The 25,404-nt window shown below is 69.9% G+C and carries 25 protein-coding genes and 4 tRNA genes; 4 read left to right on the top strand and 25 right to left on the bottom strand.

Annotated elements, in window-relative coordinates; genetic code table 11:
* Positions 1-31 precede the first annotated feature (31 nt).
* From ACFHWS_RS00315 to ACFHWS_RS00245, 15 genes are all read right to left on the bottom strand, one after another.
* Positions 32-3,463 (bottom strand): DNA-directed RNA polymerase subunit beta, encoded by a 3,432-nt coding sequence (locus tag ACFHWS_RS00315; RefSeq protein WP_416551270.1) that lies wholly within the window; start codon positions 3,461-3,463, stop codon positions 32-34.
* Positions 3,464-4,036: 573 nt separating this feature from the next.
* Entirely contained in the window at positions 4,037-4,423 is a 387-nt protein-coding gene (rplL, locus tag ACFHWS_RS00310; RefSeq protein ID WP_416551269.1) for a 50S ribosomal protein L7/L12, read from the bottom strand.
* Between the two features lie 46 nt (positions 4,424-4,469).
* Positions 4,470-5,012 carry a 50S ribosomal protein L10 gene (rplJ, locus tag ACFHWS_RS00305; protein ID WP_416551268.1) on the bottom strand — a complete coding sequence of 181 codons (543 nt, stop codon included), beginning with the start codon at positions 5,010-5,012 and terminating at the stop codon, positions 4,470-4,472.
* Between the two features lie 336 nt (positions 5,013-5,348).
* Positions 5,349-6,065 (bottom strand): 50S ribosomal protein L1, encoded by a 717-nt coding sequence (gene rplA / locus ACFHWS_RS00300; RefSeq protein ID WP_416567408.1) that lies wholly within the window; start codon positions 6,063-6,065, stop codon positions 5,349-5,351.
* Between the two features lie 92 nt (positions 6,066-6,157).
* The gene (gene rplK / locus ACFHWS_RS00295) at positions 6,158-6,589 is read right to left on the bottom strand and encodes a 50S ribosomal protein L11 (protein ID WP_278173660.1); all 432 of its coding nucleotides are present in this window, start codon (positions 6,587-6,589) and stop codon (positions 6,158-6,160) included.
* Between the two features lie 239 nt (positions 6,590-6,828).
* The gene (gene nusG / locus ACFHWS_RS00290; protein ID WP_416567407.1) at positions 6,829-7,653 is read right to left on the bottom strand and encodes a transcription termination/antitermination protein NusG; all 825 of its coding nucleotides are present in this window, start codon (positions 7,651-7,653) and stop codon (positions 6,829-6,831) included.
* A 23-nt stretch (positions 7,654-7,676) separates the two neighbouring features.
* Positions 7,677-8,057 carry a preprotein translocase subunit SecE gene (gene secE / locus ACFHWS_RS00285; protein WP_416567406.1) on the bottom strand — a complete coding sequence of 127 codons (381 nt, stop codon included), beginning with the start codon at positions 8,055-8,057 and terminating at the stop codon, positions 7,677-7,679.
* A 134-nt stretch (positions 8,058-8,191) separates the two neighbouring features.
* Positions 8,192-8,264: transfer RNA gene (locus ACFHWS_RS00280), tRNA-Trp, on the bottom strand.
* A gap of 156 nt (positions 8,265-8,420) precedes the next feature.
* The gene (locus tag ACFHWS_RS00275; RefSeq protein WP_416551263.1) at positions 8,421-8,813 is read right to left on the bottom strand and encodes a MaoC family dehydratase; all 393 of its coding nucleotides are present in this window, start codon (positions 8,811-8,813) and stop codon (positions 8,421-8,423) included.
* Position 8,814: 1 nt separating this feature from the next.
* The gene (locus tag ACFHWS_RS00270) at positions 8,815-9,264 is read right to left on the bottom strand and encodes an FAS1-like dehydratase domain-containing protein (protein WP_416551262.1); all 450 of its coding nucleotides are present in this window, start codon (positions 9,262-9,264) and stop codon (positions 8,815-8,817) included.
* Between the two features lie 63 nt (positions 9,265-9,327).
* Positions 9,328-9,495, bottom strand: a complete 168-nt coding sequence (rpmG, locus tag ACFHWS_RS00265) for a 50S ribosomal protein L33 (protein ID WP_046567246.1) — start codon at positions 9,493-9,495, stop codon at positions 9,328-9,330.
* 134 nt (positions 9,496-9,629) lie between these two features.
* A tRNA-Met gene (locus tag ACFHWS_RS00260) sits at positions 9,630-9,702 on the bottom strand.
* 25 nt (positions 9,703-9,727) lie between these two features.
* Positions 9,728-9,800: transfer RNA gene (locus ACFHWS_RS00255), tRNA-Thr, on the bottom strand.
* Positions 9,801-9,939: 139 nt separating this feature from the next.
* Complete coding sequence (locus ACFHWS_RS00250) at positions 9,940-12,465, bottom strand: putative bifunctional diguanylate cyclase/phosphodiesterase (RefSeq protein WP_416567405.1); 2,526 nt, start codon at positions 12,463-12,465, stop codon at positions 9,940-9,942.
* A 28-nt stretch (positions 12,466-12,493) separates the two neighbouring features.
* Positions 12,494-12,694: a hypothetical protein gene (locus tag ACFHWS_RS00245; RefSeq protein WP_416551260.1), complete on the bottom strand. Its 201-nt coding sequence runs from the start codon at positions 12,692-12,694 to the stop codon at positions 12,494-12,496.
* Positions 12,695-12,736: 42 nt separating this feature from the next.
* Here ACFHWS_RS00245 and ACFHWS_RS00240 point away from each other — a divergent pair, with 42 nt between their 5' ends.
* Both ACFHWS_RS00240 and ACFHWS_RS00235 read left to right on the top strand, forming a co-directional pair.
* Complete coding sequence (locus ACFHWS_RS00240) at positions 12,737-13,093, top strand: hypothetical protein (RefSeq protein WP_416551259.1); 357 nt, start codon at positions 12,737-12,739, stop codon at positions 13,091-13,093.
* 536 nt (positions 13,094-13,629) lie between these two features.
* A complete protein-coding gene (locus ACFHWS_RS00235; RefSeq protein ID WP_416551258.1) occupies positions 13,630-14,226 on the top strand; it encodes a hypothetical protein in 597 nt (198 codons plus the stop codon).
* Between the two features lie 11 nt (positions 14,227-14,237).
* On the opposite strand, the gene ACFHWS_RS00230 is transcribed toward ACFHWS_RS00235, so the two are convergent.
* On the bottom strand, positions 14,238-14,969 hold the full coding sequence (locus tag ACFHWS_RS00230) for a tyrosine-type recombinase/integrase (protein ID WP_416551257.1): 732 nt from the start codon (positions 14,967-14,969) through the stop codon (positions 14,238-14,240).
* A gap of 29 nt (positions 14,970-14,998) precedes the next feature.
* On the opposite strand from ACFHWS_RS00230, the gene ACFHWS_RS00225 reads away from it, so the two are divergent.
* Positions 14,999-15,190 (top strand): hypothetical protein, encoded by a 192-nt coding sequence (locus ACFHWS_RS00225; RefSeq protein ID WP_416551256.1) that lies wholly within the window; start codon positions 14,999-15,001, stop codon positions 15,188-15,190.
* 379 nt (positions 15,191-15,569) lie between these two features.
* Here the strand turns inward: ACFHWS_RS00225 and ACFHWS_RS00220 are convergent.
* Positions 15,570-15,653, bottom strand: a tRNA-Tyr gene (locus ACFHWS_RS00220).
* A 165-nt stretch (positions 15,654-15,818) separates the two neighbouring features.
* Between ACFHWS_RS00220 and ACFHWS_RS00215 the strand changes: the two genes are divergently transcribed.
* Entirely contained in the window at positions 15,819-16,313 is a 495-nt protein-coding gene (locus ACFHWS_RS00215) for a YajQ family cyclic di-GMP-binding protein (RefSeq protein ID WP_123607343.1), read from the top strand.
* 6 nt (positions 16,314-16,319) lie between these two features.
* Here ACFHWS_RS00215 and ACFHWS_RS00210 read toward each other — a convergent pair whose 3' ends face one another.
* From ACFHWS_RS00210 to ACFHWS_RS00175, 8 genes are all read right to left on the bottom strand, one after another.
* A complete protein-coding gene (locus ACFHWS_RS00210) occupies positions 16,320-17,594 on the bottom strand; it encodes an MFS transporter (protein ID WP_416551255.1) in 1,275 nt (424 codons plus the stop codon).
* Positions 17,595-17,686: 92 nt separating this feature from the next.
* Positions 17,687-18,574, bottom strand: a complete 888-nt coding sequence (gene htpX, locus ACFHWS_RS00205) for a zinc metalloprotease HtpX (RefSeq protein ID WP_416551405.1) — start codon at positions 18,572-18,574, stop codon at positions 17,687-17,689.
* A gap of 143 nt (positions 18,575-18,717) precedes the next feature.
* Positions 18,718-20,304 carry an NADH-quinone oxidoreductase subunit N gene (locus ACFHWS_RS00200; RefSeq protein ID WP_416567404.1) on the bottom strand — a complete coding sequence of 529 codons (1,587 nt, stop codon included), beginning with the start codon at positions 20,302-20,304 and terminating at the stop codon, positions 18,718-18,720.
* Positions 20,301-21,887: a complex I subunit 4 family protein gene (locus tag ACFHWS_RS00195; RefSeq protein ID WP_416551404.1), complete on the bottom strand. Its 1,587-nt coding sequence runs from the start codon at positions 21,885-21,887 to the stop codon at positions 20,301-20,303. The genes ACFHWS_RS00200 and ACFHWS_RS00195 overlap by 4 nt, the downstream gene beginning before the upstream one ends.
* A gap of 16 nt (positions 21,888-21,903) precedes the next feature.
* A complete protein-coding gene (locus ACFHWS_RS00190; RefSeq protein WP_416567403.1) occupies positions 21,904-23,793 on the bottom strand; it encodes an NADH-quinone oxidoreductase subunit L in 1,890 nt (629 codons plus the stop codon).
* Positions 23,790-24,164 carry an NADH-quinone oxidoreductase subunit NuoK gene (gene nuoK / locus ACFHWS_RS00185; RefSeq protein WP_416551252.1) on the bottom strand — a complete coding sequence of 125 codons (375 nt, stop codon included), beginning with the start codon at positions 24,162-24,164 and terminating at the stop codon, positions 23,790-23,792. The genes ACFHWS_RS00190 and nuoK overlap by 4 nt, the downstream gene beginning before the upstream one ends.
* The gene (locus ACFHWS_RS00180) at positions 24,164-24,736 is read right to left on the bottom strand and encodes an NADH-quinone oxidoreductase subunit J (RefSeq protein WP_416551251.1); all 573 of its coding nucleotides are present in this window, start codon (positions 24,734-24,736) and stop codon (positions 24,164-24,166) included. Before ACFHWS_RS00180 ends, nuoK begins: the two co-directional genes overlap by 1 nt.
* Positions 24,733-25,359, bottom strand: coding sequence for a NuoI/complex I 23 kDa subunit family protein (locus tag ACFHWS_RS00175; RefSeq protein ID WP_416567402.1), 627 nt, complete (start codon positions 25,357-25,359; stop codon positions 24,733-24,735). Before ACFHWS_RS00175 ends, ACFHWS_RS00180 begins: the two co-directional genes overlap by 4 nt.
* Between the last annotated feature and the right edge of the window lie 45 nt (positions 25,360-25,404).

Here is a 25,404-nt window from a genome sequence, read left to right as displayed (position 1 = left end):
CGGCCCTGGGGTCAGGGCCGCCGACCGCGCCTCACACTTCCTCGACCGAGCTCGGCTCCCGCCGGGACAGGTCGATACCGAGTTCCTCCGCGGCCCGGAACACCTCGTCGTCGGTCTCGCGCATCTCCAGAGCCACGCCGTCGCTGGACAGCACCTCGACGTTGAGGCACAGCGACTGCAGCTCCTTGAGCAGCACCTTGAACGACTCCGGGATGCCCGGCTCGGGGATGTTCTCGCCCTTGACGATCGCCTCGTAGACCTTGACCCGGCCCAGGACGTCGTCCGACTTGATGGTGAGCAGCTCCTGCAGGGCGTAGGCGGCGCCGTACGCCTGCATCGCCCAGCACTCCATCTCACCGAAGCGCTGGCCACCGAACTGCGCCTTACCGCCGAGCGGCTGCTGGGTGATCATCGAGTACGGGCCGGTCGACCGCGCGTGGATCTTGTCGTCGACCAGGTGGTTGAGCTTGAGGATGTAGATGTAGCCGACCGCGATCGCGTCCGGCAACGGCTCACCGGAGCGCCCGTCGAACAGCTGGGCCTTACCCGAGCTGCCGATCAGCTGCACGCCGTCCCGGTTGGGCAGGGTGCTGCCCAGCAGGCCGGTGATCTCCTCCTCGCGGACACCGTCGAAGACCGGGGTCGCGACGTTGGTGTCCGGCTCGGCGTCGTCCGAGCCGATGGCGCGCAGCGCGGCCTTCCACTCGGCGTCGTCGCCCTCGACCTTCCACCCGGTCTTGGCCACCCACCCGAGGTGGGTCTCCAGGATCTGGCCGATGTTCATCCGGCCCGGCACACCGAGCGGGTTGAGCACGATGTCGACCGGGGTGCCGTCGGAGAGGAACGGCATGTCCTCGACCGGCAGGATCTTGGAGATGACGCCCTTGTTGCCGTGCCGGCCGGCGAGCTTGTCGCCGTCCTGAATCTTCCGCTTCTGCGCGACGTAGACCCGGACCAGCTCGTTGACGCCGGGCGGCAACTCGTCGCCGTCGTCGCGGGAGAAGGTCCGTACGCCGATCACCGTGCCGGTCTCGCCGTGCGGCACCTTCAGCGAGGTGTCCCGGACCTCCCTGGCCTTCTCGCCGAAGATCGCCCGCAGCAGCCGCTCCTCCGGGGTCAGCTCGGTCTCGCCCTTCGGGGTGACCTTGCCGACCAGGATGTCACCGGGGACCACCTCGGCCCCGATCCGGATGATGCCGCGCTCGTCGAGGTCGGCGAGCATCTCCTCGCTGACGTTCGGGATGTCGCGGGTGATCTCCTCCGGGCCGAGCTTGGTGTCCCGGGCGTCGACCTCGTGCTCCTCGATGTGGATCGAGGTGAGCACGTCCTGCTGCACCAACCGCTGGGACAGGATGATGGCGTCCTCGTAGTTGTAACCCTCCCACGGCATGAACGCCACGAGCAGGTTGCGGCCGAGGGCCATTTCGCCGTCGTCGGTGCACGGGCCGTCTGCGATGACCTGGCCGGCCTCGACCCGGTCGCCCTCGAAGACGGTCGGCTTCTGGTTGACGCAGGAGCCGGCGTTGGAGCGACGGAACTTGTGCAGCAAATAGGTCCGGCGGTGGCCGTCGTCCTGGTGCACGGTGACGTAGTCGGCGCACAGGTCCTCGACCACGCCGCCGGACTCGGCGATCACCACGTCGCCGGCGTCAACCGCGGCACGGTACTCCATGCCGGTGCCGACCAGCGGGGACTCCGCCTTGACCAGCGGCACCGCCTGGCGCTGCATGTTCGCGCCCATCAACGCCCGGTTGGCGTCGTCGTGCTCCAGGAACGGGATCATCGCGGTGGCTACGGAGACCATCTGCCGCGGTGAGACGTCCATGTAGTCGACGGCGGCCGGCGAAACGAAGTCGACCTCACCACCCTTGCGTCGGACCAGGACCCGGTCCTCGGCGAAGGTGCCGTCTGCCATCAGCGGCGCGTTGGCCTGCGCCTTGACGAACCGGTCCTCCTCGTCCGCGGTCAGGTAGTCGATCTGGTCGGTGACCCGGCCGTCGATGACCTTGCGGTACGGGGTCTCGATGAAGCCGAACGGGTTGACCCGCCCGAAGGTGGACAACGCCCCGATCAGACCGATGTTCGGGCCTTCCGGGGTCTCGATCGGGCACATCCGGCCGTAGTGCGACGGGTGCACGTCACGGACCTCGAAGCCGGCCCGCTCCCGGGACAGACCACCCGGGCCGAGCGCGCTGAGCCGCCGACGGTGGGTCAACCCGGCCAGCGGGTTGGTCTGGTCCATGAACTGGGACAGCTGCGAGGTACCGAAGAACTCCTTGATCGCCGCCACCACCGGGCGGATGTTGATCAGGGTCTGCGGCGTGATGGCCTCGACATCCTGCGTGGTCATCCGCTCGCGGACGACCCGCTCCATCCGGGACAGGCCGACCCGTACCTGGTTCTGGATCAGCTCGCCGACGGTACGCAGCCGCCGGTTGCCGAAGTGGTCGATGTCGTCGGCTTCGTAGCCCTCCTCACCGGCGTGCAGCCGGCAGAGGTACTCGACGGTGGCGACGATGTCGTCCTCGGTGAGCGTCCCCGAGTTGATCGGGACGTCGAGGTTGAGCTTCTTGTTGAACTTGTACCGGCCGACCTTGGCGACGTCGTACCGCTTGGGGTTGAAGAACAGGTTGTCGAGCAGCGTCTGCGCGTTCTCGCGGGTCGGCGGCTCACCGGGACGGAGCTTGCGGTAGATGTCGAGCAGCGCCTCGTCCACCCCGGCGATGTGGTCCTTCTCCAGGGTGGTCATCATCAGCTCGGACCAGCCGAACCGCTCCCGGATCCGGTCGGCGGACCAACCGATGGCCTTGAGCAGGACGGTGACGGCCTGACGCCGCTTACGGTCGATGCGGACACCGACGGTGTCGCGCTTGTCGATGTCAAACTCCAGCCAGGCGCCCCGGCTCGGGATCACCTTGACGCTGGACAGGTCGCGGTCAGAGGTCTTGTCCGGCTGCTTGTCGAAGTACACGCCCGGGGACCGGACGAGCTGGCTGACCACCACGCGCTCGGTGCCGTTGATGATGAAGGTGCCCTTCGGCGTCATCATCGGGAAGTCACCCATGAACACCGTCTGGCTCTTGATCTCGCCGGTGGTGTTGTTGGTGAACTCCGCGGTGACGAAGAGCGGTGCGCAGTAGGTCAGGTCCTTCTCCTTGCACTCCTCGATCGAGGCCTTGACCTCGTCGAAGCGCGGGCTGGAGAAGGAAAGCGACATGGTGCCGGAAAAGTCCTCAATGGGACTGATCTCGTCGAGGATCTCCGCGAGGCCGGATCGTGCGTGCGGGTCGTCAGCCGACCGGCCCTGCCAAGCCTCGTTGCCCACCAGCCAGTCGAACGACTCGGTCTGGATGGAGAGAAGGTTGGGGACCTCGAGGTGTTCGGTGATCCGGCCGAATGAGATTCGGCGAGGAGCGAAAGCGCTCGACGTACGACTGGTCTTCGCAGGGCGGGAAGCTGCCAAGATGCGTCCTTCCGAGGACCGGTGCTGCAGACGGCTGTTTCGCGCGCACTCCAAAGAACCTCGGTCAAAATATCCAGGATCGGACATTCCGGGCGCGAGGCAAGTCGGAAGGCAGCGCAAACTAGCAGTGTAGCCGAGCGGCTAACCGCTGTCCAGCCCGACGCCGAAGGACGTCGCGGAGCTGGTCGGGGCGACCGGGACCGGTGCCTCCGTACCGCTCGGAACGCGGCGTTCCCACGGAGCCTGGTGGGGGCTGGCGAACACCGGGACCCCTAGACCGGTCTCCCGATCCGGCGACCCGCTGCTGGTGCCATTACCCAGCTTTGGCCGTCGCAAGCCCGTGAAACAGCTTGCTGTAGTCAGCGTGCCTGCCGGTCCGTGCCGCGTCAAGGCCTGTCGTACGGGGAGATCGCCTACTACGTCAGCCGGTTGCCGGCCGGCCGGGCAGCCCGTCGACCCGGCCAAGGGCGAAATGCCCTGATCATCGGGCAGTCGCACCGGGTGTGCGAACGGGAACGGGCGGCAACCCCCGTCGGGGATCGCCGCCCGCAACCAACCTCGGTGTGGGTCAGGTCACTTGAGGGTGACCTTGGCGCCCTCCGCCTCCAGCTTGGCCTTGGCCTTGTCGGCGGTCTCCTTGTTGGCCTTTTCCAGGACCGGCTTCGGCGCGGCCTCGACCAGGTCCTTGGCCTCCTTGAGGCCGAGGCCGGTCAGCTCCCGGACCACCTTGATGACCTGGATCTTCTTGCCGCCGTCCGCGTCGAGGATGACGTCGAACTCGTCCTTCTCCGGCTCGGCCTCGGCCGGGGCGGCGGCCGGGCCGCCGGCGGCCGCGACGGCCACCGGCGCGGCGGCGGTCACGTCGAAGGTCTCCTCGAACTGCTTCACGAACTCCGAGAGCTCGATCAGCGTCATCTCCTTGAACGCGTCGAGCAGCTCGTCGGTGCTGAGCTTCGCCATGGTCGGCTTCCTTTCGAATTGATGACGTTAACGGGGCACCGGCGGGTCAGGCCTGCGTACCCTCGGATTCGCGCTTGTCCTGCAGCGCTGCCGCCAGGCGGGCGGTCTTCGACAGCGGGGCCTGCAGCACGGCCGCGGCCTTGCTCAGGTTCGCCTTCATGCCACCGGCCAGCTTGGCCAGCAGCACCTCGCGGGACTCGAGGTCGGCCAGCTTGTTGACCTCGGTCGCGGTGATCGCGCGCCCCTCGAAGACCCCGCCCTTGATGACCAGCATCGGGTTGGCCTTGGCGAAGTCGCGCAGGCCCTTCGCGGCCTCGACCACGTCGCCGGAGACGAAGGTGAGCGCGGTAGGACCGGTGAACAGCTCGTCTAGTCCGTCGATGCCCGCGTCCGACGCGGCCCGCTTGGCCAGGGTGTTCTTCGCCACCGAGTAGGTCGCGCTCTGTCCCAGCGAACGGCGCAGCTGGATCAGCTGGGCGACGGTGAGACCCCGGTACTCGGTGAGCACCGTGGCACCCGATTCACGGAACCGTTCGGTCAGGTCGGCGACCGCGGTCGCCTTGTCGGCACGAACCGGCTTGTCCGCCATGTCCCTCCTCTCTGGTGCTCCAGGCTGGTGGACGGCCGGCGGGTGGCCGGCCGGCCGGGAAGATACCGCGCCCACGAAAAACGCCCCGGGCGCAGGGCGCACGGGGCGAGACAGCCGTCAGTTGACGGCGATGACTCATCGTCCGTTCCGCCCCTGCGCGGGCCGCCCGTGGAAACGGGACCTTCAACCGTGCCGAGGCACGGTGACCAGCGGTCTTTGGGTGTGGATACGGCAAGCGTACGGCACGGCACGGTCCGGCACCAAATCCGCCCGACACGACAGACGGTGGGGTGGGATCCGCCGGATCCCACCCCACCGTCTGTCGATCTGGACCGCTCAGCCTTCGCTGGTCGCCTCCTGCAGGTCCTTGACCACGTTCGGGTCCACCGGCACGCCCGGCCCCATGGTGGTGGTCAGCACGACCTTCCTGAGGTACTTGCCCTTGGCCGCGGACGGCTTGGCCCGCAGCACCTCGTCGAGTACGGCCGCGTAGTTGTCGATCAACTGGGCCTCGCCGAACGAGGCCTTCCCGATGATCAGATGCAGGTTGGAGTGCTTGTCCACCCGGAAGGCGATCTTGCCGCCCTTGATGTCCGAGACGGCCTTGGTCACGTCCATGGTGACCGTGCCGGTCTTCGGGTTCGGCATCAGGCCGCGCGGGCCCAGGATCCGCGCGATCCGGCCGATCTTCGCCATCTGGTCCGGAGTGGCGATCGCCGCGTCGAAGTCCAGCCAGCCGCCCTGGATCCGGGCGACCAGCTCGTCGGTGCCGACCTCGTCCGCGCCGGCGGCAACGGCCTCCTCCGCCTTCGCACCGGCGGCGAAGACGATCACCCGGGCCGTCTTGCCCGTACCGTGCGGCAGGTTGACCGTGCCGCGGACCATCTGGTCCGCCTTACGCGGGTCGATGCCGAGGCGCATCGCGACCTCGACCGTGGCGTCGAACTTCGCCGAGCTGGTCTCCTTGGCCAACTTCACCGCCTCGGCCGGGGCGTAGAGCTTCGTCCGGTCGATCTGCTCGGTGGCCTTGCGGTAGTTCTTGCTGCGCTGCATTGTCTCTGGCTCCTGTGGTCACTGGCGGGCGACGCCGTGCGCGCGCCCTCCCACGTCGGTCGGCTCCGACCCGCAGTCGCGGGTCGGGACGGTCACTCCTTGACGGTGATGCCCATCGACCGGGCGGTCCCGGTGATGATCTTCTCCGCCTGCTCGATGCTGTTCGCGTTGAGGTCGGCCATCTTCTTCTCGGCGATCTCCCGCAGCTGGGCGGTGGTCACCTGGCCGACCTTGGTGGTGTGCGGCACACCCGAGCCCTTCTGGATCCCGGCGGCCTTGAGCAGCAGCCGGGCAGCGGGCGGGGTCTTCAGCACGAAGGTGAAGGACCGGTCCTCGTACACGCTGATCTCAGCGGGCACGATGTCGCCCCGCTGGGATTCGGTCTGCGCGTTGTACGACTTGCAGAACTCCATGATGTTCACGCCGTGCTGACCCAGCGCCGGACCGACCGGCGGTGCCGGGGTGGCCTGACCCGCCGGCAACTGCAGCGTGAACGTCTTGACGAGCTTCTTCTTCGGAGGCATGTCACTTCCTGGGGCTTGATCTGGTGTTCCGCACCGGATCTGCGGGACGTCACCGGCGACTGGCCGTCGTCCGGCACGGGCTGGCGAGCCCTCGACACGCGCGCACGGTCAGGCGCGGCCCAGGGCCGACGTTCTAGGTTAGCGCAGCTGACGGCGGCAACCCCAGCTGGGGTTGCCGCCGTCGGTGCAGCAGTGGTTACGCAGGCTCCGAAAGACCCGCCGGCCCGGCTGAGCCGGAGTCAGATCTTGGCGACCTGGTTGAAGTTCAGCTCCACCGGGGTCTCCCGGCCGAAGATCGACACCAGCACCTTCAGCTTCTGCTGGTCGGCGTTGATCTCGCTGATCGTGGCCGGCAACGAGGCGAACGCGCCGTCGGTAACGGTGACCGAGTCGCCAACCTCGAAGTCCAGCACCTTGACCTCGGGCTTGGCCTTCTTGGGCTCGGCCGTCACCGCCGGGACGAGCCACTTGAGCACCTCGTTGAGCGACAACGGCGCCGGCCGGTCGGCCCGGTCGGTCGCCCCGACGAAGCCGGTGACGCCCGGAGTGTTACGCACGCAGGAGTACGACTCCGGGGTGAGGTCCATCCGGACCAGGATGTAGCCGGGAAAGACCTTGTTCTGCACCTGGAGCCGCTTGCCGTTCTTGACCTCGACCTCCTCCCGGGTCGGCACCTCGACCTGGAAGATGTACTCCTCCATGTCGAGGCTGGTGATCCGGGTCTCGAGGTTGGTCTTGACCTTGTTCTCGTAGCCGGCGTACGAGTGCACCACGTACCAGTCGCCTGGCGCGTAGCGCAGCTTCTGCCGCAACTCGGCGACCGGGTCGAACTCCTCGTCGTCGGCCTCGGCGGCAGGTTCGGCGACGTCGGTCGCGGAACTGTCCGGACTGTCCGGACTGTCCGGCCCAACGGCGGACCCGTTGGCGTCGGCCGGGGACTCGTCCTCCGCCCCGGCAGCGGGGACCGGTGGTGCGCTGGCGGCCTCAACCGACTCATCAGCCGCCGCCGTGGCCACCGTCGACTGGTCGTCGGTGACGCCGGCGGTCTCGTCGTACTCAGGCACGCTTGCTCACTTCCGTCACAAAATCAGCTGGGGTTGCCGAATACCCACAGCACACCCTTGGCGAACACGAAGTCCAGCCCGGCCACGATGGTCAGCATGACCGCGATGAACACGACCACCACGGCGGTGTAGGTCAGCAACTCCTTACGAGTCGGCCAGATGACCTTACGCAGCTCGGCGACCACTTCGCGGACGAACCGGATGATCCGCCCGAAAAACCCCACCCCGGCCTTCGCCTTCGGTCGTCCCTCCGACGACTCCGCCTTGGCCTTGCTCCGAGTGGCCGTGCCACCCTGTGCCGCCGGCTCGTCGTCGACCTCGTCCTCGACCGACGTCTCGTCGATCGACTCGTCCTCGGGGCGGTCGTCCGCGGCGTCATCGCCACGCCGGTTCCTCTCGGCCATCTCGCCCTCCGTCGCGGTGGTCGGGTCGCGCGCCAGGTCAGACGCGCTGCGTCGTGCACGTCGGCCATTCCCCTTGCGGGACGGCCGCCAACGGGGACGGCAGCCGACCCACCGGGTCGGTCAGGCCTTGGGCGCAGGGGTGACAGGACTTGAACCTGCAGCCTGCGGTTTTGGAGACCGCTGCTCTGCCAATTGAGCTACACCCCTGTGCGGGTCGGCAACCCCACCCAACCCCGCGAGGCGCAAGGCCACGCAGGACTGAACAGGGGTCACAGGCCCCACGGCGGACCAGTGTACGGGTAGAACCACCACTTTCCCAACCGGTACCGGCACCGCGCGTACCCGGGCCGGTACCACCGGCCGTCAGCGCGAGGTACGAACCAGTGCCCGGGCCTGGCTGAGCACCTTTTCGCCGACGCAGGCGGCCGTCACGTCGATCCGGGTCAACCCCTCCTCGGTGGTGCCCTTGACCACCCCGGTCACCTCGATCTCGGTGCCTTCGTCGTCGTCCGGGACCACCACCGGGCGGGTGAACCGGACCGAGTACTCGACCACCGCGTCCGCCGATCCGGCCCACTGCGTCACCGCGCGCCCGGCCAACGCCATGGTGAGCATGCCGTGGGCGATGACCCCTGGCAGGCCGACCCCGGTGGCGAACCGGTCGCTCCAGTGGATGGGGTTGAAGTCGCCGGAGGCCCCGGCGTAGCGGACGAGGTCGGCCCGGGTGACCCGGAACCGTTGCGGAGTCAGCTCCATCTCAGTCCTCCCCCCGGACGACCAGCTTCATCCAGACGGTGACCACCGGCTCACCGGTGGCTGCAGTGGCGACCTCGGTACGGACGGTCAGGAAGTCATGTCCGCCCCGGGACATGATCTCCTCGATGGTGTCGGTACACGCCAGTTCGTCGCCGGCGACCACTGGGCGGACGTACCGGAACCGCTGGTCGCCGTGCACGACCCGGCTGTAGTCGATGGCGAGATCGGGGTCGGAGATCACCCGCTCGGCCGAGGACATGGTGACCGCCACCGGGAAGGTCGGTGGTGCGACCACGTCCGGATGGCCCGCTTTGCGGGCGGCGTCCGGATCGTGGTGAACGGCATCGCTGGCCCCGATGGCGGCGGCAAACTCGCGGATCTTCTCCCGCCCCACCAGGTACGTACCGCCGGGCGGGTAACTGCGACCGACTAAGGACGGATCCATGGGCATGCGCAGAAACCTACCCGCTGGCCGGTGCCCGGACGACGTGCGGGCCGCCCGGAACGGCGATGGTCAGCGGGTCTCGCGGTGCAGCGTGTGCTTGCCGTCCCGGGGGCAGAACTTCTTCAGCTCGATGCGGTCCGGGTCGTTGCGGCGGTTCTTCCGCGTGATGTAGTTGCGCTCCTTGCACTCCACACACGCCAAAGTGATCTTTGGACGGACGTCGGTCGCCTTGGCCACGGCGGGGTGCCTTCCTCGCTATCGGAACAACTACAGCGTGCCAGCGTAGCCTGCGGCAGCGCGGACATGCAAAGCGGGCGCCTGCGGCGCCCACCCGTACTTCGTACCACCGGCCTCACCCACGAAGCCGACCGTAGCGGTGGCCGGACTTGAACCGGCGACACAACGATTATGAGCCGTTTGCTCTACCACCTGAGCTACACCGCCGTGACGGGTCCAGTGGAACCCTCTGAGCCCCCTTACGGAATCGAACCGTAGACCTTCTCCTTACCATGGAGACGCTCTGCCGACTGAGCTAAGGGGGCCGAACACCCACCCGCCAGGGCGGATGTGCACGGGTAAGAGTACACGGCCCGCCCCGCGAGGTGAAATCAGCTTGGCCCGGCCACGCCGCCGCAGGTCAGAGGCCCTGCCCGTCGCGAATCAGGCGCTACCGGTCGGCGTTCAAGGCACGGCCCGCAGCCGGCGAACCTCGCTGGACTGCAGGCTCTCCGGGTCGGCCTGGGCCTCGTACCAGGCGGCCAACCGCTCGTACGGCAACGGACGGCTGAACAGGAAGCCCTGCCCGACCTGGCAGCCGATGTCCTGCAGCAGCTCCAGGGTCAACTCGCTCTCCACCCCTTCGGCCACCACGGTCAGCCCGAACTGCTGGGACAACGTCACGACCGCGTTGACGATCGCCAGGTCCCCCGGGTCGGTTGCCATCCCCTGCACGAACGACCGGTCGACCTTCACCTCGTGCACCGGCAGCCGGCGCAGGTGCGCCAGCGAGGTGTAGCCGGTGCCGAAATCGTCGACGGACAGCCGTACCCCGAGGTCGCGCAGCCGCCGCAGGGTCGGCACCGGCCGGTCCGTACCGTCCAGCACACCGGGCTCGGCGATCTCCAGGGTGAGCAGCTCCGGAGCGACCTGCGCCTCGTCCAGCAGGGTCCGGACCAGCTCGGGAAACTCCGGATCGGTCAGGGTACGTGCGGACAGGTTGACGGCCACCGGCAACGGCTGTTGACCGACATTCCACTCCCGGCTGCGGCGCAGCCCTTCGCGCAGCACGAACTCGGTCAGCCGACCGACCTGACCGGTGTGTTCGGCGACCGCGACGAAGTCCTCCGGCGAGACCGAACCGTGGGTCGGATGCTCCCACCGGGTCAGACACTCGACCCCGACCAGCCGGCGGCCGTGCAGCGTCACCTTCGGCTGGTAGTAGACCTCCAGCTGCGTCTCATCGAGCGCGACCCGCAGGTCACCGGCGAGGCCGAGCCGGCGTACCGAACGGGACTCCAACGCCGGGTTGAACAGCTGGACGCCGCCGGGCACCGACTTCGCCGCCATTGCGGCCAGGTCCGCCCGCTGCAGCAACGTCGCGGCGTCGCTGCCGTGATCGGGGTGCACCGCGACACCGGCCACGGTGTCGACGTCCAGGGTCAACGCACCGAAGACCATCTGGTCGCGGATCTGGTCGCGGAGCTCGACCGCGAGCTGTACGGCGTACTCCGCAGCCTCCATCCGCAAGGTGACCACGAACTCGTCCCCGCCGCTGCGACCGACCAGCGCCGCCGACGGGGCGCTGGCCCGCAGCCGCCGGGCGACCTCGGCCAGGACCTTGTCGCCGGCCGCGTGGCCGAGCGACTCGTTGACCTGCCGCAGCCCGGCGACGTCGAAGAGCAGGACGGCAACCACTTCACCCGGGGTCCGGATGGCCACCGACTCGTCAAGCGCGGCGGTCAGCCGGCGGCGGTTGGCCAGCCGGGTCAACCCGTCGTGGGCCGCGTCGTAGCGCAGCCGGTCGACCAGGCGCGAATTCTCCACGGCGACTGCGGCGTGCACGGCGATCGCTTCGAGTAGCCGCAGGTCACCGGGCACGAAGTGGGAGATGTCCCCGAGCCGGCCGGATACCTCCAGGCAGCCGATCACCAGGGAGCCGGCTCGTAGCGGCACCACGACGGCGTCCTTCGTGCCCCATTGACGAAGTGCCTTATCGAACGGGCTGTCGCCGAACTTCGCCCCGACGGCCAGCGAACTCCCGGTCTCGAAGACGTGTTCGCGGATCGATTCCGGGGCACCGACCGTGTCAACCAGCCCCTGTCCGTCGGCGGTCGCGGACAGCAGCACCTCGGGATAACGCCCCTGTTTCGGCAGCCAGAGTGTCGCGTACTCGGACTGCAGCACCTCGCGGACCCGCTTGAGCAGTACGTCGACGATCGTCCCGTCGTGCGGCGTGTCGGCGATCGCCCGGGTCAACGCGTAGATCTCGGAGAGGGTGCGGTTCTGCCGCAGTGACTTCGCGTACGACCGGTAGGCCAGCACGAAGAAGGTGATCAGCGCGACCAGCAGGATCAGCGCCCAGTCGCTCTGCGCCAGCAGGATCAGCACCACCAGACCAAAAGTGATGTTGATGGATGCGACGACCAGGGCGGGGACCGTCGTGGTGGTGAGTTCCTTGGTGGACAGCCGGCCCTGGGCCAGGGTGATCACCACGAGCACGGCGACCAGGGTGATGATCTGGCAGGCGATCATCGCCCCGACCAGCGTCAACCAGGTACGCGGCTCGGCGGCGTCGAGCACGTCGGCGTTGACGACGATCGCGGTGGCGATGGACGTGCTGGCGGCCACGTTCGCCACGTTGAACCACAACTTGACGGGCGGCTGCCGCCGGCTCAGATGACCGACCACGGCGGCCAGCACCCGACCGATGATCAGAGTGAGTGGCGGCAGGAAGAACAGACCCAGCAAGAACGGGATCTCACCGATGTTCAGGGTGAACGACTGCCGGCGTACCTCGAACAGCAGGATTGCCGCGTGCGCGGCGAGGAACAGCCCGAAGAACAGCAGGCCCAGCGGCCAATCTCCGGTCGGATTGGGGTGGTTGATGGCCAAGGCCACAGAGATGAGTACGGCTATCAGAGCGAGTGGCCCGGTTACGAACCAGGCCCGCCTGGAAGAATGCCGTGAGATCGCCTGTGGCCTTGGCACTCGATCCCCTTGGTGTCGGATGCGGCGATCAGGTCCAGCTGAAGTCGTAGAGCGAGAGCCGCGAATCCACCATGGCGTCGAAGCCGTACTTGTCCACCGGGGAAACCACAGGCACTTCGTCACCGACCGTAACCCAGGCTTGGGCAGCCTGGGCGGCGGTCCCAGCGGTGAACGAGACAGCAATCCCGAGTGCGGCGACCGCGACGACCCTGCCGAGCCGGCGGCCCATCGTGTGTCCACGCATGTTACAGACTCCCGTCCAAGGAGGCGAATGAGTTACGCGAATGAGGGGCAGAGTCCCGATGGTGCCACACCGGACCGCACCAACGGTAGGTTGACGCGGCCGGCCTGCACCTTCAGCACCGCCCATCCTAGCCAATCGGACGAGGAGAACCTTAGCGGCAGCTTTGCCCTGCGGCTTTCGTCCCGCTGCTGCTCCAGCCGGGTGATCCGGCTCGACGACAGCCGGTGGCGCCGCGAAGAGGATTGGCGGGCACGAACACTAGGCAAACCCCGCACTGAGCGACGCGACTGGGTGAATATCATGACCGACATGCCGGATTTATTACGAATCAACGAGGGAAGTGATTTGTTGCTCTTTTATGCAACTAAAATTCGGGATAGATGATCAACTGGCCGAGTCATCAGCCAGCCGACAACAGACCATCGCAGGGTCTCGACGCTAAGCCCTGCCGGCCACTCGATGGCGCCCTTTTCGGTCACGGCTCGGTGTCGGTGGCTACTCACCAGTTCGGTAATCGCAGCCCAAACGGTGTACTGCGGCCAAGAACACCACCAGTCGGATCGACAGCGCCGGCGGGCGCGACCAGTTGATGCACCTCTCTCCTGCCGACTGGGAGCACCCGGGCCTGTCGTTGGTTCCCAACATCCGCCGCACCTTGGGGTCCGGAGCCTTGGTCCTGGGAGCCAGGGACGGCTGGATCTGGCCGGACCGGGCGGGACGACTCGCCGCCCGTACGACAACAGCCCTTGACCTGTTGGTGCAGGTCAAGGGCTGTTGGTGCGCCTGGTGGCGGGTAGAGGATTCGAACCTCTGTAGCTTTCGCGACGGATTTACAGTGTGCTGACGATCCCGGCCCTCATCCGGCCGCTGACCTGGCGCTTCGTGCCGCCCGGCCCACGTGGATCGCCGCAGTACCCGCCATGTACCCGCAGCCGCGCGCGATCAGGTGCCGCCAAAATCCGGATGACCTTCGGGACCTGGCCGCCGACGATGAACGGGTGGACCCCCAGCGAGCACGCCAGCACCTAGCCGACACTGCCGCGATCTGGTCTGTCGGCGCTACCGGCGCCACAGACGTGATCGACGCCGCGTGCGCGTGCCTGCTCGCTGGTCTGGACACGCCGACGCTCCGGATCCTCGCCGGCATCACGCCGACCCGAGGCAACGAAAGCGACGAGTTGCGCCGCTGGCTCGAAGGCGCGCTCACGGAACTCTCCCTGACCTACTACCGGGAAGGGAGCCGGGCAGGCGAGGAGGAAGCCCTGAGGGTCATGGCCCGTCGGCTGCTCGCCGGGACCATCGGACCGCGCGACCTCACATCCTGGGCGTACGGCTTCATCACGCACGAGGGCACTCCCCTGGCCGCTGAGCTGATCAACCTTGGCAACTCCTACGAGTACGTAGACGCCATCTACGAGGGGCACCGGCAGCCCCGCGCCGAAGTCGAGGAGATCGACGCAGCTGTCACCGCTGAGGCTCGCCGCCTGATCAGCGACGCCCCAGCCGAGAGCGGCTGAACCCCGGACACTCATCCGAGCGCGCCGCCGATCTTGTCGTGCATGCCGTCTTCCCCGCCGTCGACGCAGTTGGCGTACACCCGGAGCAGGACCGCGACACCGTGGCCGAGACGCCGGGCGACCTCGGTCGGTGGTACCCCGGCGTTCAGCCAGAGGGAGGCCGCCGCGTGACGAAGGTCATACGGGCGGCGGACCAGCGGCGAGGCGACCTGTTCCTCTGTCAGCGCCTTCTCACGCGCGAGCTTCCACCACCGGTCGTACACCGACTCGGACAATGGCCCACCGTGCAGCCCGTGGAAGAGCCGCCCATCGCGCGCCGCACCGTACCGGCGCAGGTGCAGGCAGAGCAGTTCGACCTGTTGCGGAGGAATCGAGACGGTACGCGTCTCTTTGTCCGCCCGATGCTTGAGCCCACGCCGCTCGTGAGGCTGCCCGTCGTCGGTCCAGTGCGAGCCGGCACGCGGCGAGGTACCCGCCAACGTCACCCGACCCCACCCGTACTCGATCTTCTCGTGATCACACGACCGCCCCGGCTGGACGGTGACCGCGTCGACCAGGTCCACGCCGCAGCCGACGCACCGACCCGGCAGCACGCAGTCCGCCCGCCGCAGGTCCGCCGCCTCAGCCGGGCGCATCCCCGCGTAGTAGAGACAGCCGAAGAACGCGACCACCCGGTCAGCCCGGTTGCCGAGAGACTTCACCGCCTCCAGCAGCGCCGCCACCTGGGCCGGATTGGCGACCACCCGACGGTCGATCGGTTACCGTGCCGGGCATGGCAGATCCGATCGTGTTGCGGCTCGACCCCGCGACCGTCGAGGACCTTCGAAACGTGCTCTACGACCTGGGCGAGCACCAGGCCGCCGGCAGGCCGATCCCTCACATGGACGGCGAGACCAGCGAACGACTCGGCACGCTCCTCAGAGACCTTGACATCATGCTGGGCGGGTCCGGCAGGTTCTCCTAGGCGACCCAGGCAAGACGGGACGGAAGCCGGCAGGGCTGGCCGCCGTCGAGGTCGGGGCTTCCGGCTGCCGCGCCGGTCCAAGAACGGGACCGGCTTGCCCCCGAGCTTTCCGCTGACGGCCCTTACCGCCGCGCCCCACCGTCCCAGTCACCCCGCACCCGTACGGCGTCCGTAGGCACTCCAGGACCGACCCGCCGCCCCCAGAGACCCCGCCCAGGCCCCTCGCCGGCCAGGTCCACGACCAAGATCGTTGTACCCGCCATGTACCCGTGAACCGCCATAGACGGCCGGATCTGGCCGGACCGGGCGGGACGCCGCGCCGGCCCGTACGACAACAGCCCTTGACCTGTTGGTGCAGGTCAAGGGCTGTTGGTGCGCCTGGTGGCGGGTAGAGGATTCGAACCTCTGTAGCTTTCGCGACGGATTTACAGTCCGCTCCCATTGGCCGCTCGGGCAACCCGCCAGGGCGTGCCGCCTCGTCACGCGGGGCGACGCAGGAAAGGATAGCGGCATGCCGGGGCTCTCCCGCAACCGGGTACCGTCAGCGGGAGTCAACTGTCCGGCAACGACCGATACACCGTCCGAGACCCGCGCACCGTCCGAGACCCGCACTGGCAGGGAGCAGACCATGGCAGCCAACCCGTCGTTCGACATCGTGAGCAAGGTCGACCGGCAGGAGATCGACAACGCCCTCCGGCAGACCGAGAAGGAGCTGTCCACCCGCTTCGACTTCCGTGGCACTGGCGCTGAGATCACCTGGTCCGGCGAGGAGGCCGTGACGTTGCAGGCGGAGACCGAGGAGCGGGTCAAGGCCAGCCTGGACGTGTTCAAGGAGAAGCTGGTCAAGCGGAACATCTCGCTCAAGTCGCTGGACGCCGGTGACCCACGCTCGTCGGGCAAGACCTACAAGATCGACTGCAAGGTCATCCAGGGCATCGAGTCGGACAAGGCCAAGGCGATCAGCAAGAAGATTCGCGACGACGGGCCCAAGGGTGTCCAGGCACAGATCCAGGGCGACCAGCTCCGGGTCACCGCCAAGAAGAAGGACGACCTGCAGGCGGTCATCGCCCTGCTCAAGCAGGAGGACTTCGGCATCGCCCTGCAGTTCACCAACTACCGCTGACCCGGCTCAGGCCGGATCGCCGAGCAGGGCTCGGTCCAGGTCGACCGACGCACGGGCCTCGGCCCGGCTGATCGGACCGGCCGGCCAGCCGGCCAGCAGCGCAGCCAGGGCGAGCGCGGCGGCGGCGAACAGGAACGCCGCCGCCGGGCCACCAACGCGGTCCACGAGCACCCCGGCGACCGCGCCGCCGGCCGCGCTGGCACCGACCGCCATGGTGGTCACCCAGGTGTACGCCTCGTTCAGCATGCTGACCGGGGCGATCCGGCCGACCATGGTGTTCTCGACGGTCAGCGCCGGGGCGATCACGGCGCCGCCGAGCGTCAGTGCCACGCCCAGGGCCAGCGGGTGCGGCATCACCGCGTACACGACGAAGCTGGCGGCGACCCCGGCGAGCAGCCAGGCGAACTGCCGGGAGGCGTCGACCGCCGGTCGGCGGATACCGAAGTAGATCCCGCCGGTGGCGCTACCGACGGCCCAGACCGCCAGCAGTACGCCGGCGAGGCTGCCGCCGTCGTCGTTGGCGCCCAGGTAGTTGGAGGCGTACGCGGGTACCGCCACGCCGGCCGTACCGAAGCCGATGCCCAGCCCGCCGACGCAGGCGAGCAACGCCGGGAAGCCGGGCACCCGCAGCGGGCCGAGACCCCGGGCGTGACCTTCCCGCAGGTGGGGTCGCCAGCCGCGCATCGCCCTACCGAGGGCAACCACGGTGGTGCCGGCCAGGGTGAGTACGGCCGCGGCGACCAGTGCGGCCGCGGCGTCGGCGATCACGACGAGCCCGGCGACGAGCAGCGGGCCGATTACGAACACCACCTCGAAGATGGTGGTCTCGGCGGCGAGCGCGGTGTTGCGCAGCGGGTACCGGCCGCTGGCCGGGCTGGTCAGGTTGTTCCAGGCGCCCCGGATCGCGGCGCTGAGCGGCGGATAGCTGGCACCGGCGAGGCCGGACACCAGGAACACGGCCAGGATCGAGCCGCCGCTGCGGGTGGCGAACAGCAGGGCGATCAGGGCGACCGGGTGGGCGATCCCGGTGGCCAGCAGCACCGGGCTCGGGCCGAGCCGGTCGGCGATCCGCCCGGCGACCGGGCTGAGGGCCGCACCGGCGAGGGCGTAGACGCCGCCGGCGATCGCGGCGAGTGAGTACCGGCCGGTGGAGTCGCTGATCACCAGCAGCAGGGCGAGCGGGGTCATGCCGATGCTGAGCCGGCCGATGACGCCTGGAATCAGCAGGGTGGGTCCGCCGGGGATGCGCCAGACGGCAACGTACTTCCGCAATCCGGACACTGTTCCGTTCCCTTCACCCTGACCCGCTGACGGCCCCGCACCCCACCGCATTATGTCCGGTACGGGGTGCGAGGCCGCTCACATAGGCGAGTTCACAACCGGCGTTGCACTGGGCCGCCGGCACCGGCGTACGCCAGCTGCTCCAGCCGGGCCACCCGCTGCTCCATCGGCGGGTGGGTGGAGAACAGCGCGGCGAACCCGCCCTTGCGCAGCGGGTTGTCGATCATCAGGTGGGCCGAGCTGGCCAGCTGGCCCTCGGCCGGCAGCGGCATGCGCTGCGTACCCATGTGGATCTTGCGTAGCGCGCTGGCCAGCGCGAGCGGGTCGCGGGTCAGTGCGGCGCCGGAAGCGTCCGCCTGGTACTCGCGGTTGCGGCTGATCGCCAGCTGGATGATCGACGCGGCCAGCGGGCCGAGGATCAGCATGGCGAGCAGCGCCGCCGGGTTCGCGCCCTCGTCGTCGTCCCCGCCGCCGAGCGGCAGGAACCAGGCAAGGTGGGCCAGCATGGTGACGATGCTGGCGAGCGACGCCGCGACGCTGGAGATCAGGATGTCCCGGTTGTAGACGTGGGACAGTTCGTGCCCGATCACCCCGCGCAGCTCGCGGTAGTCGAGGATCTGCACGATCCCCTGGGTGACGCAGACCGCCGCGTTGGCCGGGTTACGCCCGGTCGCGAACGCGTTGGGCTGCATGGTCGGGCTGACGTAGAGCCGGGGCATCGGCTGCCCGGCCTCGGCGGCCAACTCCCGGACCATCTGGTGCAGCGCCGGAAACTGCGCTTCGCTGACCGGCTGGGCCCGCATCGAGCGCAGCGCGATCTTGTCGGACCAGAAGTAGGTGCCGGCGTTCATCGCCAGCGAGACTCCGACGGCGATCATCAAGCCGCCGCTGCCGCCGAACCAGTAGCCAACGCCGAGGATCATGGCGGTGAGCAGGCCGAGCAGGGCTGCCGTCTTGAGACCGTTGTGGTGGCTGTGCACGTTCACTCCCTCTCCACCGGGTCGTCTGGAGGACCCCACGGCAGGTGCAACGCTCACGTACCCACAGCGCATCCCGCAATAGCTGAGAATTAGCTGTCAATCAAGACCTGGCGGGCATGTTTCACTCATTCAGAAACTCTCACTCAGCCCGCGACGACGCCAAAGACCACCTGTGGTGCGAATCCGAGCAGAACAGCCAGAACGGTCGCGACGGCGAGCGTCGCCACCACCGGCCACGCCACCGCGCCACCAGGTGCCGGTGGCGGTGTCGACTTCGGCGCCGGCTCCCGGGCGTACAGCGTGGCGCTGACCCGCAGGTAGTAGACCAGGCCGAGGACCGCATTCGCCGCGACCACCAACGCCAGCCAGCCGGCCCCGCCGACCAGCAGCGACCGGACCACCGCCACCTTGGCGAACAACCCGGCCAGGCCCGGCGGCAGACCAGCCAGCCCGATCAACGCCAGCGTCAGCGCCGCACCGACCCACGGCCGACGGCGGGCCGCGCCCGCATACGCGGCGATCGGACCGCCGTCGCCGGCCGCCGGCCGCAACGCCACCACCGCAGCGAAGGCGGCCAGCTCCAACAACACGAAGAAGACGGTGTACGCGAAGACCGCCGCGACGGCCACCGCCTGCTCCTCGACACCCCGACCGGCCACCCCGGCGGCCGCCGCCAGCGGCACCAGGATGTAGCCGGCCTGCGCGATCGACGACCAGGCCAGCAGCCGCACCATCCGCCGCTGCCGCAACGCGACCAGGTTGCCGACCGTCATGGTCGCCACCGCCAGCACCGCCAGCACCGGCCCGGACGCGGCCAGCTGCGGGGTGAGCCCTTCGGTCACCACCGCGACGATCGCCACCACGCCGCCGAGCTTCGACGCGGTCGACAGGTACGCGGCGACCGGCAGCGGCGCACCGTCGTAGGTCTTCGGTGCCCAGGCGTGCAGCGGCACCGCCGCCACCTTGAACGCCAGGCCGGTCAGCAGCAGCACCACACCGACCCGGGCCAGCCGGGCCTGCCCGTCGGCCGAGCCGCCGACGACCGTACCGGCCGGTTCGGCCAGGCCGCTGGCGCCGGCGAGCAGGTCGAGGTGCACCGCGCCGTACGCGGCGTACAGCAACGCGACGCCGAGCAGCGCCACCGCCGTGGACACCACGCTGACCACGAAGAAGCTCACCGCCGACTCGGCCGAGGCGGCCCGCTGCCGGCGCAGCCCGACCAGGATGTACAGCGGCAGGGTGAGCGTCTCCACCGCCACGACCAGGGTGATCAGGTCTCCGGCGGCGCCGAGCACCACCCCGCCGGTCATCGAGCAGACCAGCAGGAAGCAGTACTCGCCGGCCGGCACCGCACCGGAGTTCAGCAGCGGCGCGGACAGCGCGAGCACGCCGGCGGTAAGTGCGGCGAACAGCAGCGCGACCAGGGCGGCCCGGCTGTCGGCGACGTACGAGCAGGCGAACCCACCGTCAACGAGCCCGCCGCCGGGCAGTCCGCCCTCGGCAGGTACGCCGGACGGCGTACCGCAGAACGTGGCCCGCGCCGGATGCGCCAGCGCCACCAGCGCGGCGAGGCCGACCCCGGCGGCACCGGCGACAGCGGTCGCCCCGGTGACCGCCCGCCGGCCGACGAACAGGTCGGCCAGCAGCACCGCGACCGCCGTCGCCGCCGCCAGGTACGCCGGCAGCAGCGCCAGGTGGTCGATCGTCTGTGCGGCAGTCCCGTCGGTCACCGGATCACCTCCAGCAGGATCGTGACCGGCGACTCGGCGACGCCGAGCACCAGCGCCGGTACCAGCCCGATGGCCAGCGCCAGCAGCACCAGCGGTGCCCAGGCCAGCGCCTCGGGCCGGCTGATCGCCGGGGCGGGCGTCACGGCCCGGACCGCCGGGCCGGCCGGGCCGTGGGTGACCCGGCGCAGCATCCGCAGCAGGTACGCGGCGGTCAGCGCCGCGCCGACCGCCGCCACCACGGCCAGCGTCGTCCACAGTGCCCCACCGCGCTGCCAGGCGGCGACGACAGCGAACGCCTCACCCCAGAAGCCGGCCAGGCCGGGCAGGCCGAGGGAGGCGATCGCCGCGTAGCCGAGCAGCCCGGACAGCGCCGGGGAGCGTTCCCGCAGTCCGCCGAGACCCGCCAGCTCGCCGGTGTGGTAGCGGTCCTTGACCGCTCCGGCGAGGAAGAACAGCAGGCCGGTGATGACGCCGTGGGCGATGTTGCCGATCAGCGCGGCCTGGATGCCGGTGGCGCTCAGCGTGGCGATGCCGAGCAGTACGAACCCCATGTGTCCGACGCTGGAGTAGGCGATCAGCCGTTTCAGCTCGGTCTGCGCCAGGCACACCAGGGAGCCGACGATGATCGCGGCGACGGCGAGGGCACCGAGCACCGGGGCGGCCCAGCGGGCTCCTTCGGGGGCGACGCCGACGGCGACCCGGATCAGCCCGTACGTGCCCATTTTGAGCAGCACCCCGGCGAGGATCACGCTGCCGACGGTGGGTGCCTGGCTGTGCGCGTCGGGCAGCCAACTGTGCAGCGGCCACAGCGGTGCCTTGACCGCGAAGGCCAGCGCCAGCAGCGTGAACGCGAAAAGCTGGGTGCCCCGGCCGAGTCCGTCGCCGCCGGTGAGCACGGTCAGGTCGGCGGTGCCGGCGGCGGTCGTCACGGTCACCACGCCGACCAGCAGCAGCACCGACCCGGCCAGGGTGTAGACGGCGAACTTGGTCGCCGCCCGCCGGTGCGCGCCGTCGGCCCGGTCGCCGCCATCGGCGGTACGGCCGCCGCCGCCCCAGCCGGCGATGATCGCGTACATCGGCAGCAGCACGACCTCGAAGAAGACGAAGAACAGCACCAGGTCGAGGGCGAGGAAGGTGCCGACGATGCCGACCTCGACGACCAGCAGCAACGCGACCAACGCCCGCCCGTTGCGACCCTGCGGGGCGCGCCAGACGGTGTACGCGCAGCAGAGCAGGGTCAGCCCGGTGGTGAGCAGCACCAGCGGGTACGAGATCCCGTCGACGCCGAGGTGGAACCGCAGGTCCAGGGCCGGCACCCAGGGCAGGTCGAGCTGATGCCAGGGCAGCACCCCGGGCGGGCCGTCCAGCGGTGGACCGTACGCGAACCAGCCGACCCCGGTCGGATCCCCCAGCAACGGCAGGCTGACCAGGAACGTCACCGCCGCGAAGACAGTGCCGGTGATCCGGCCGGCCCGGTCGCCGCCGACCGGCAGGGCGAGCAGCAGCGCGCCGAGAGCCGGCACGACCAGCACGGCCAGCAGGGCGAACTGCCCGACGGTCCACCCGTCGTCGGCGTACGTCATCATCGGCGGCCCCCGCTCATCCCGCGCTCCCCAGGGCGACGGCGGCGGTCGCCAACCCGATCAGCAGTACGCCGGCGAGGACCATGGTGACCGCCCGGGGCAGCGGGGCGGTGTGCCGGCGGCGCAGCCAGTCGCCCAGCCCGGTCACCGCCCGGCCGGTGCCGGTGACCGCGCCGTCGACGCCGGACTCGTCGCCGACCCGGGCCGCGGCGGCGAGCGCCGTCACCGGGCGGACCACCACGGCCCGCTGCACCGCGTCGAGCCAGAACGCCGCCGCGAACGCCGGCCGCAGCGGGCCGAGCACCCGCGCCGGGTCGGCGGCCGGGTCACGTCGGTGCAGCCACACCGCCGCGCCGACGCCGACGGCCAGCAGCAGCACCGGCAGCACCAGATCGGGACCGAAGTGGACCAGCTCGTCCGGCGGGGCACCGAGCCAGCCGGTGAAGGTGGGGCTGAACGCGGCCAGGCCGAGCAGCCCGGCCGGCACGGCCAGGGCCAGCACCGGCCAGCGCATCAACGCCGGCGGGTCGTGCGGGTGCACGCCGGCGGGCACCCGGGACGGCCCGAGGAAGGTACGCAGCAGCAGCCGGGTGGCGTACCCGGCGGTGACCGCCACCCCGACGAGCCCGGCGGTCCAGACCAGCCAGCCCAGCCACGCCGGCACCGGCCCGTCGCCGGGGTGGCGGGCGGCTTCGGCGGCCGCGTACAGCACGCTCTCCTTGCTCCAGAAGCCGGCCAGCGGCGGCAGCCCGGCGAGCGCGCCGAGCCCGACGGCGGTGGCGGCGAAGGTGACCGGCATCGGCCGGCGCAGCCCGCCCATCGCCGACATCAGGTTGCTGCCGACGGCGTGGATCACGCAGCCGGCGGCGAGGAACAGCAGCGCCTTGAACGCGGCGTGGGTGAGCAGGTGGAACAGGGCGGCCGGTGGGGAGCCGACGGCCAACGCGCCGGTCATGTAGCCCAGCTGGGAGACGGTCGACCAGGCCAGTACCCGTTTGATGTCGTCGGCGGCGGTGGCCGCGAACGCGCCGAGCAGCAGGGTGACGACGCCGAGCACGCCGAGCAGTATCAGCGCGGCCGGGGCGGCGACGAAGACCGGGTAGAGCCGGGTCACCACGTAGACCCCGGCGGCGACCATGGTGGCGGCGTGGATCAGCGCGGAGATCGGCGTCGGGCCGGCCATCGCGTCCGGTAGCCAGGTGTGCAGCGGGAACTGGGCGCTCTTGCCGGCCACCCCGGCGAGCAGCAGCAGCGCCGCCGTGGTGACCGTGGCCGGCGGGTAGTCGTGGGCGAGCACCTCGGCGATTTGGAAGCTGCCGGCACCGATGCCGAGCACCGCGATGCCGAGCAGGAATCCGACGTCACCGACCCGGGTCACCAGGAACGCCTTCATGGCCGCCGCCGGTGCCTCGGGCAGCCGCCGGTCGTGCGCGATCAGCAGGTACGAGCAGGCGCCCATCACCTCCCAGCCGACCAGCAGCATGATCAGGTCACCGGCGACGACGACCAGCAGCATCGCGGCGGTGAACAGGCTGACCTGGGCGGCGTACGCCGGGTAGCGGTCGTCGCCGGCCAGGTAGGCGACGGAGTACAGCTGTACGGCGAGCGCGACCGCGCCGACCGCGACGGCGACCAGGGCGGCGGGGCCGTCCAGCCGTACGCCGAAGGTGACCGCCAGCCCGCCGACGTCGACCCACGACCGGGACTGCTCGACGGTCGGTGCCCCGCTGGCCAGCAGCGCGACGGCGACGGCCAGCGCGGCGGCGGCACCGCCGACGCCGAGCCCGGCGGCGACCCGCCGTCGGGTGGCGGGCAGCGGGTCGGGTCGCAGGCTGACCAGCAGGCCGACCAGGGCGGCCACGAACGGTACGGCGGGCAGCAGGTGGCCCAGGGTCGACCCGGTCACCCGGTCACCTCCTGCCGCTCGGCGACGCTGCCGGTTTGTTGGTCTGCGTCGAGCGGCCCGGCTGCGTCACCGGCGAGCGGCACGTCGTCGACGACCACGCTGGCCCGCAGCCGGTACAGGTGCAGCACGATGGCCAGCCCGACACCCACCTCGGCGGCGGCGATCACGATGATGAACAGGGCGAACGTCTGCCCGGTGTACGGCAGTGCGGCGCGTACCGTGGTGTCGGCGGTGACCAGGACCAGGTTGACGGCGTTGAGCATCAGCTCGACCGACATCAGCAGCAGGACGGCGTTGCGGCGGCGCAGCACGCCGTACAGGCCGAGCCCGAACAGCGCGGCGGCGACGAGGTACGGGATGACCGGGCGCATCAGCCGCGCCCGCCCGGCTCGGGCCGTTCAGCCTGCCCGGCCTGCTCGGGCTGTGCGCCGACGTCGGGGCTCGGCGCCGCGCCGACGTCGGGGCGGGACAGCACGATCGCGCCGATCAGCGCGGACAGCAGCAGCACCGACAGCACCTCGAACGGCAGCACCCAGCTACCGAAGACGGCTTCACCGAGCCGGTCGGCGGTGCCGGCGTCGGGCAGGTCGACGCGCGACCAGCGGTACGCGTCGACGAACAGCGCGGCCAGCCCCAGCCCGGCCCCGCCGCCGATCAGCGCGGCCGGCCAGCCGGGCCGGTCCAGGTCGGTGGCGGCACCGATCGGTGCGCGGGTGAGCATCACCGCGAACAGCAGCAGCACCACGACCGCGCCGACGTAGATCAGCACCTGCACCCAGGCGACCAGTTCGGCGGTCAGCACCAGGTACAGGCCGGCGACGGCACCGAGGCAGCCGACCAGGTAGAGACCGGCGCGGACGATGTGCCGGGTGGTCACCACCAGGGCGGCGGCACCGACGGCGACCGCGCCGAGGGCGAGCAGCAGCACGTCCGTACCGGTCACGTGGTCGCCCCACGGGCAGGCCGACCGGGTGCGGGTCGGCCGGGTGCGGGTCGGCCGGGTGCGGCGGCCTTGCGGGCGGCGGCGGTCTCCTCCTTGGCTGGTTCGCCGTTCGGGTCGTGCGCCGGTGGCGGCGGTACGCTCGCCATCCACTCGCCGAGGTGTTCCTTGTCGTGCAGCAGGTTCCGGATGTCGTACTCGGCGTACTCGAACTCGGGCGACCAGTAGAGCGCGTCGAACGGGCAGACCTCGACGCAGATGCCGCAGTACATGCAGAGCGAGAAGTCGATGTCGAACCGGTCGAGGACGTTGCGCTGCCGGGCCCGGGCCGCCCCCGGCACCTGCACCTCCTCCTTGTGTGAGTCGATGTAGATGCACCAGTCGGGGCATTCGCGGGCGCAGAGCATGCAGACCGTGCAGTTCTCGGCCAGCAGCGCGATGACCCCACGGGAGCGGGGCGGCAGGTCGGGGGCGACGTCCGGGTACTGCTGGGTGTGGGCCGGGGAGACCATCGTCTTGAAGGTCGTCGCCAGACCTTTCAGCAGCCCTTCGCCGTGGCCGCCGCTGTGTCCGGTCGCGCCGTGTCCGGTCGCGCCGTGTCCGGTGTCGTGCTCGTCGCCGCTCATGCCGGTCGTCCGCCGCGTCGGTCCATGCGCCTCATCCTGCCGAAT

Source organism: Micromonospora sp. LOL_013 (genome assembly GCF_048060315.1).
Taxonomy (GTDB): domain Bacteria; phylum Actinomycetota; class Actinomycetes; order Mycobacteriales; family Micromonosporaceae; genus Micromonospora_E.
This window is presented reverse-complemented; position numbering and strand designations above follow the sequence as displayed.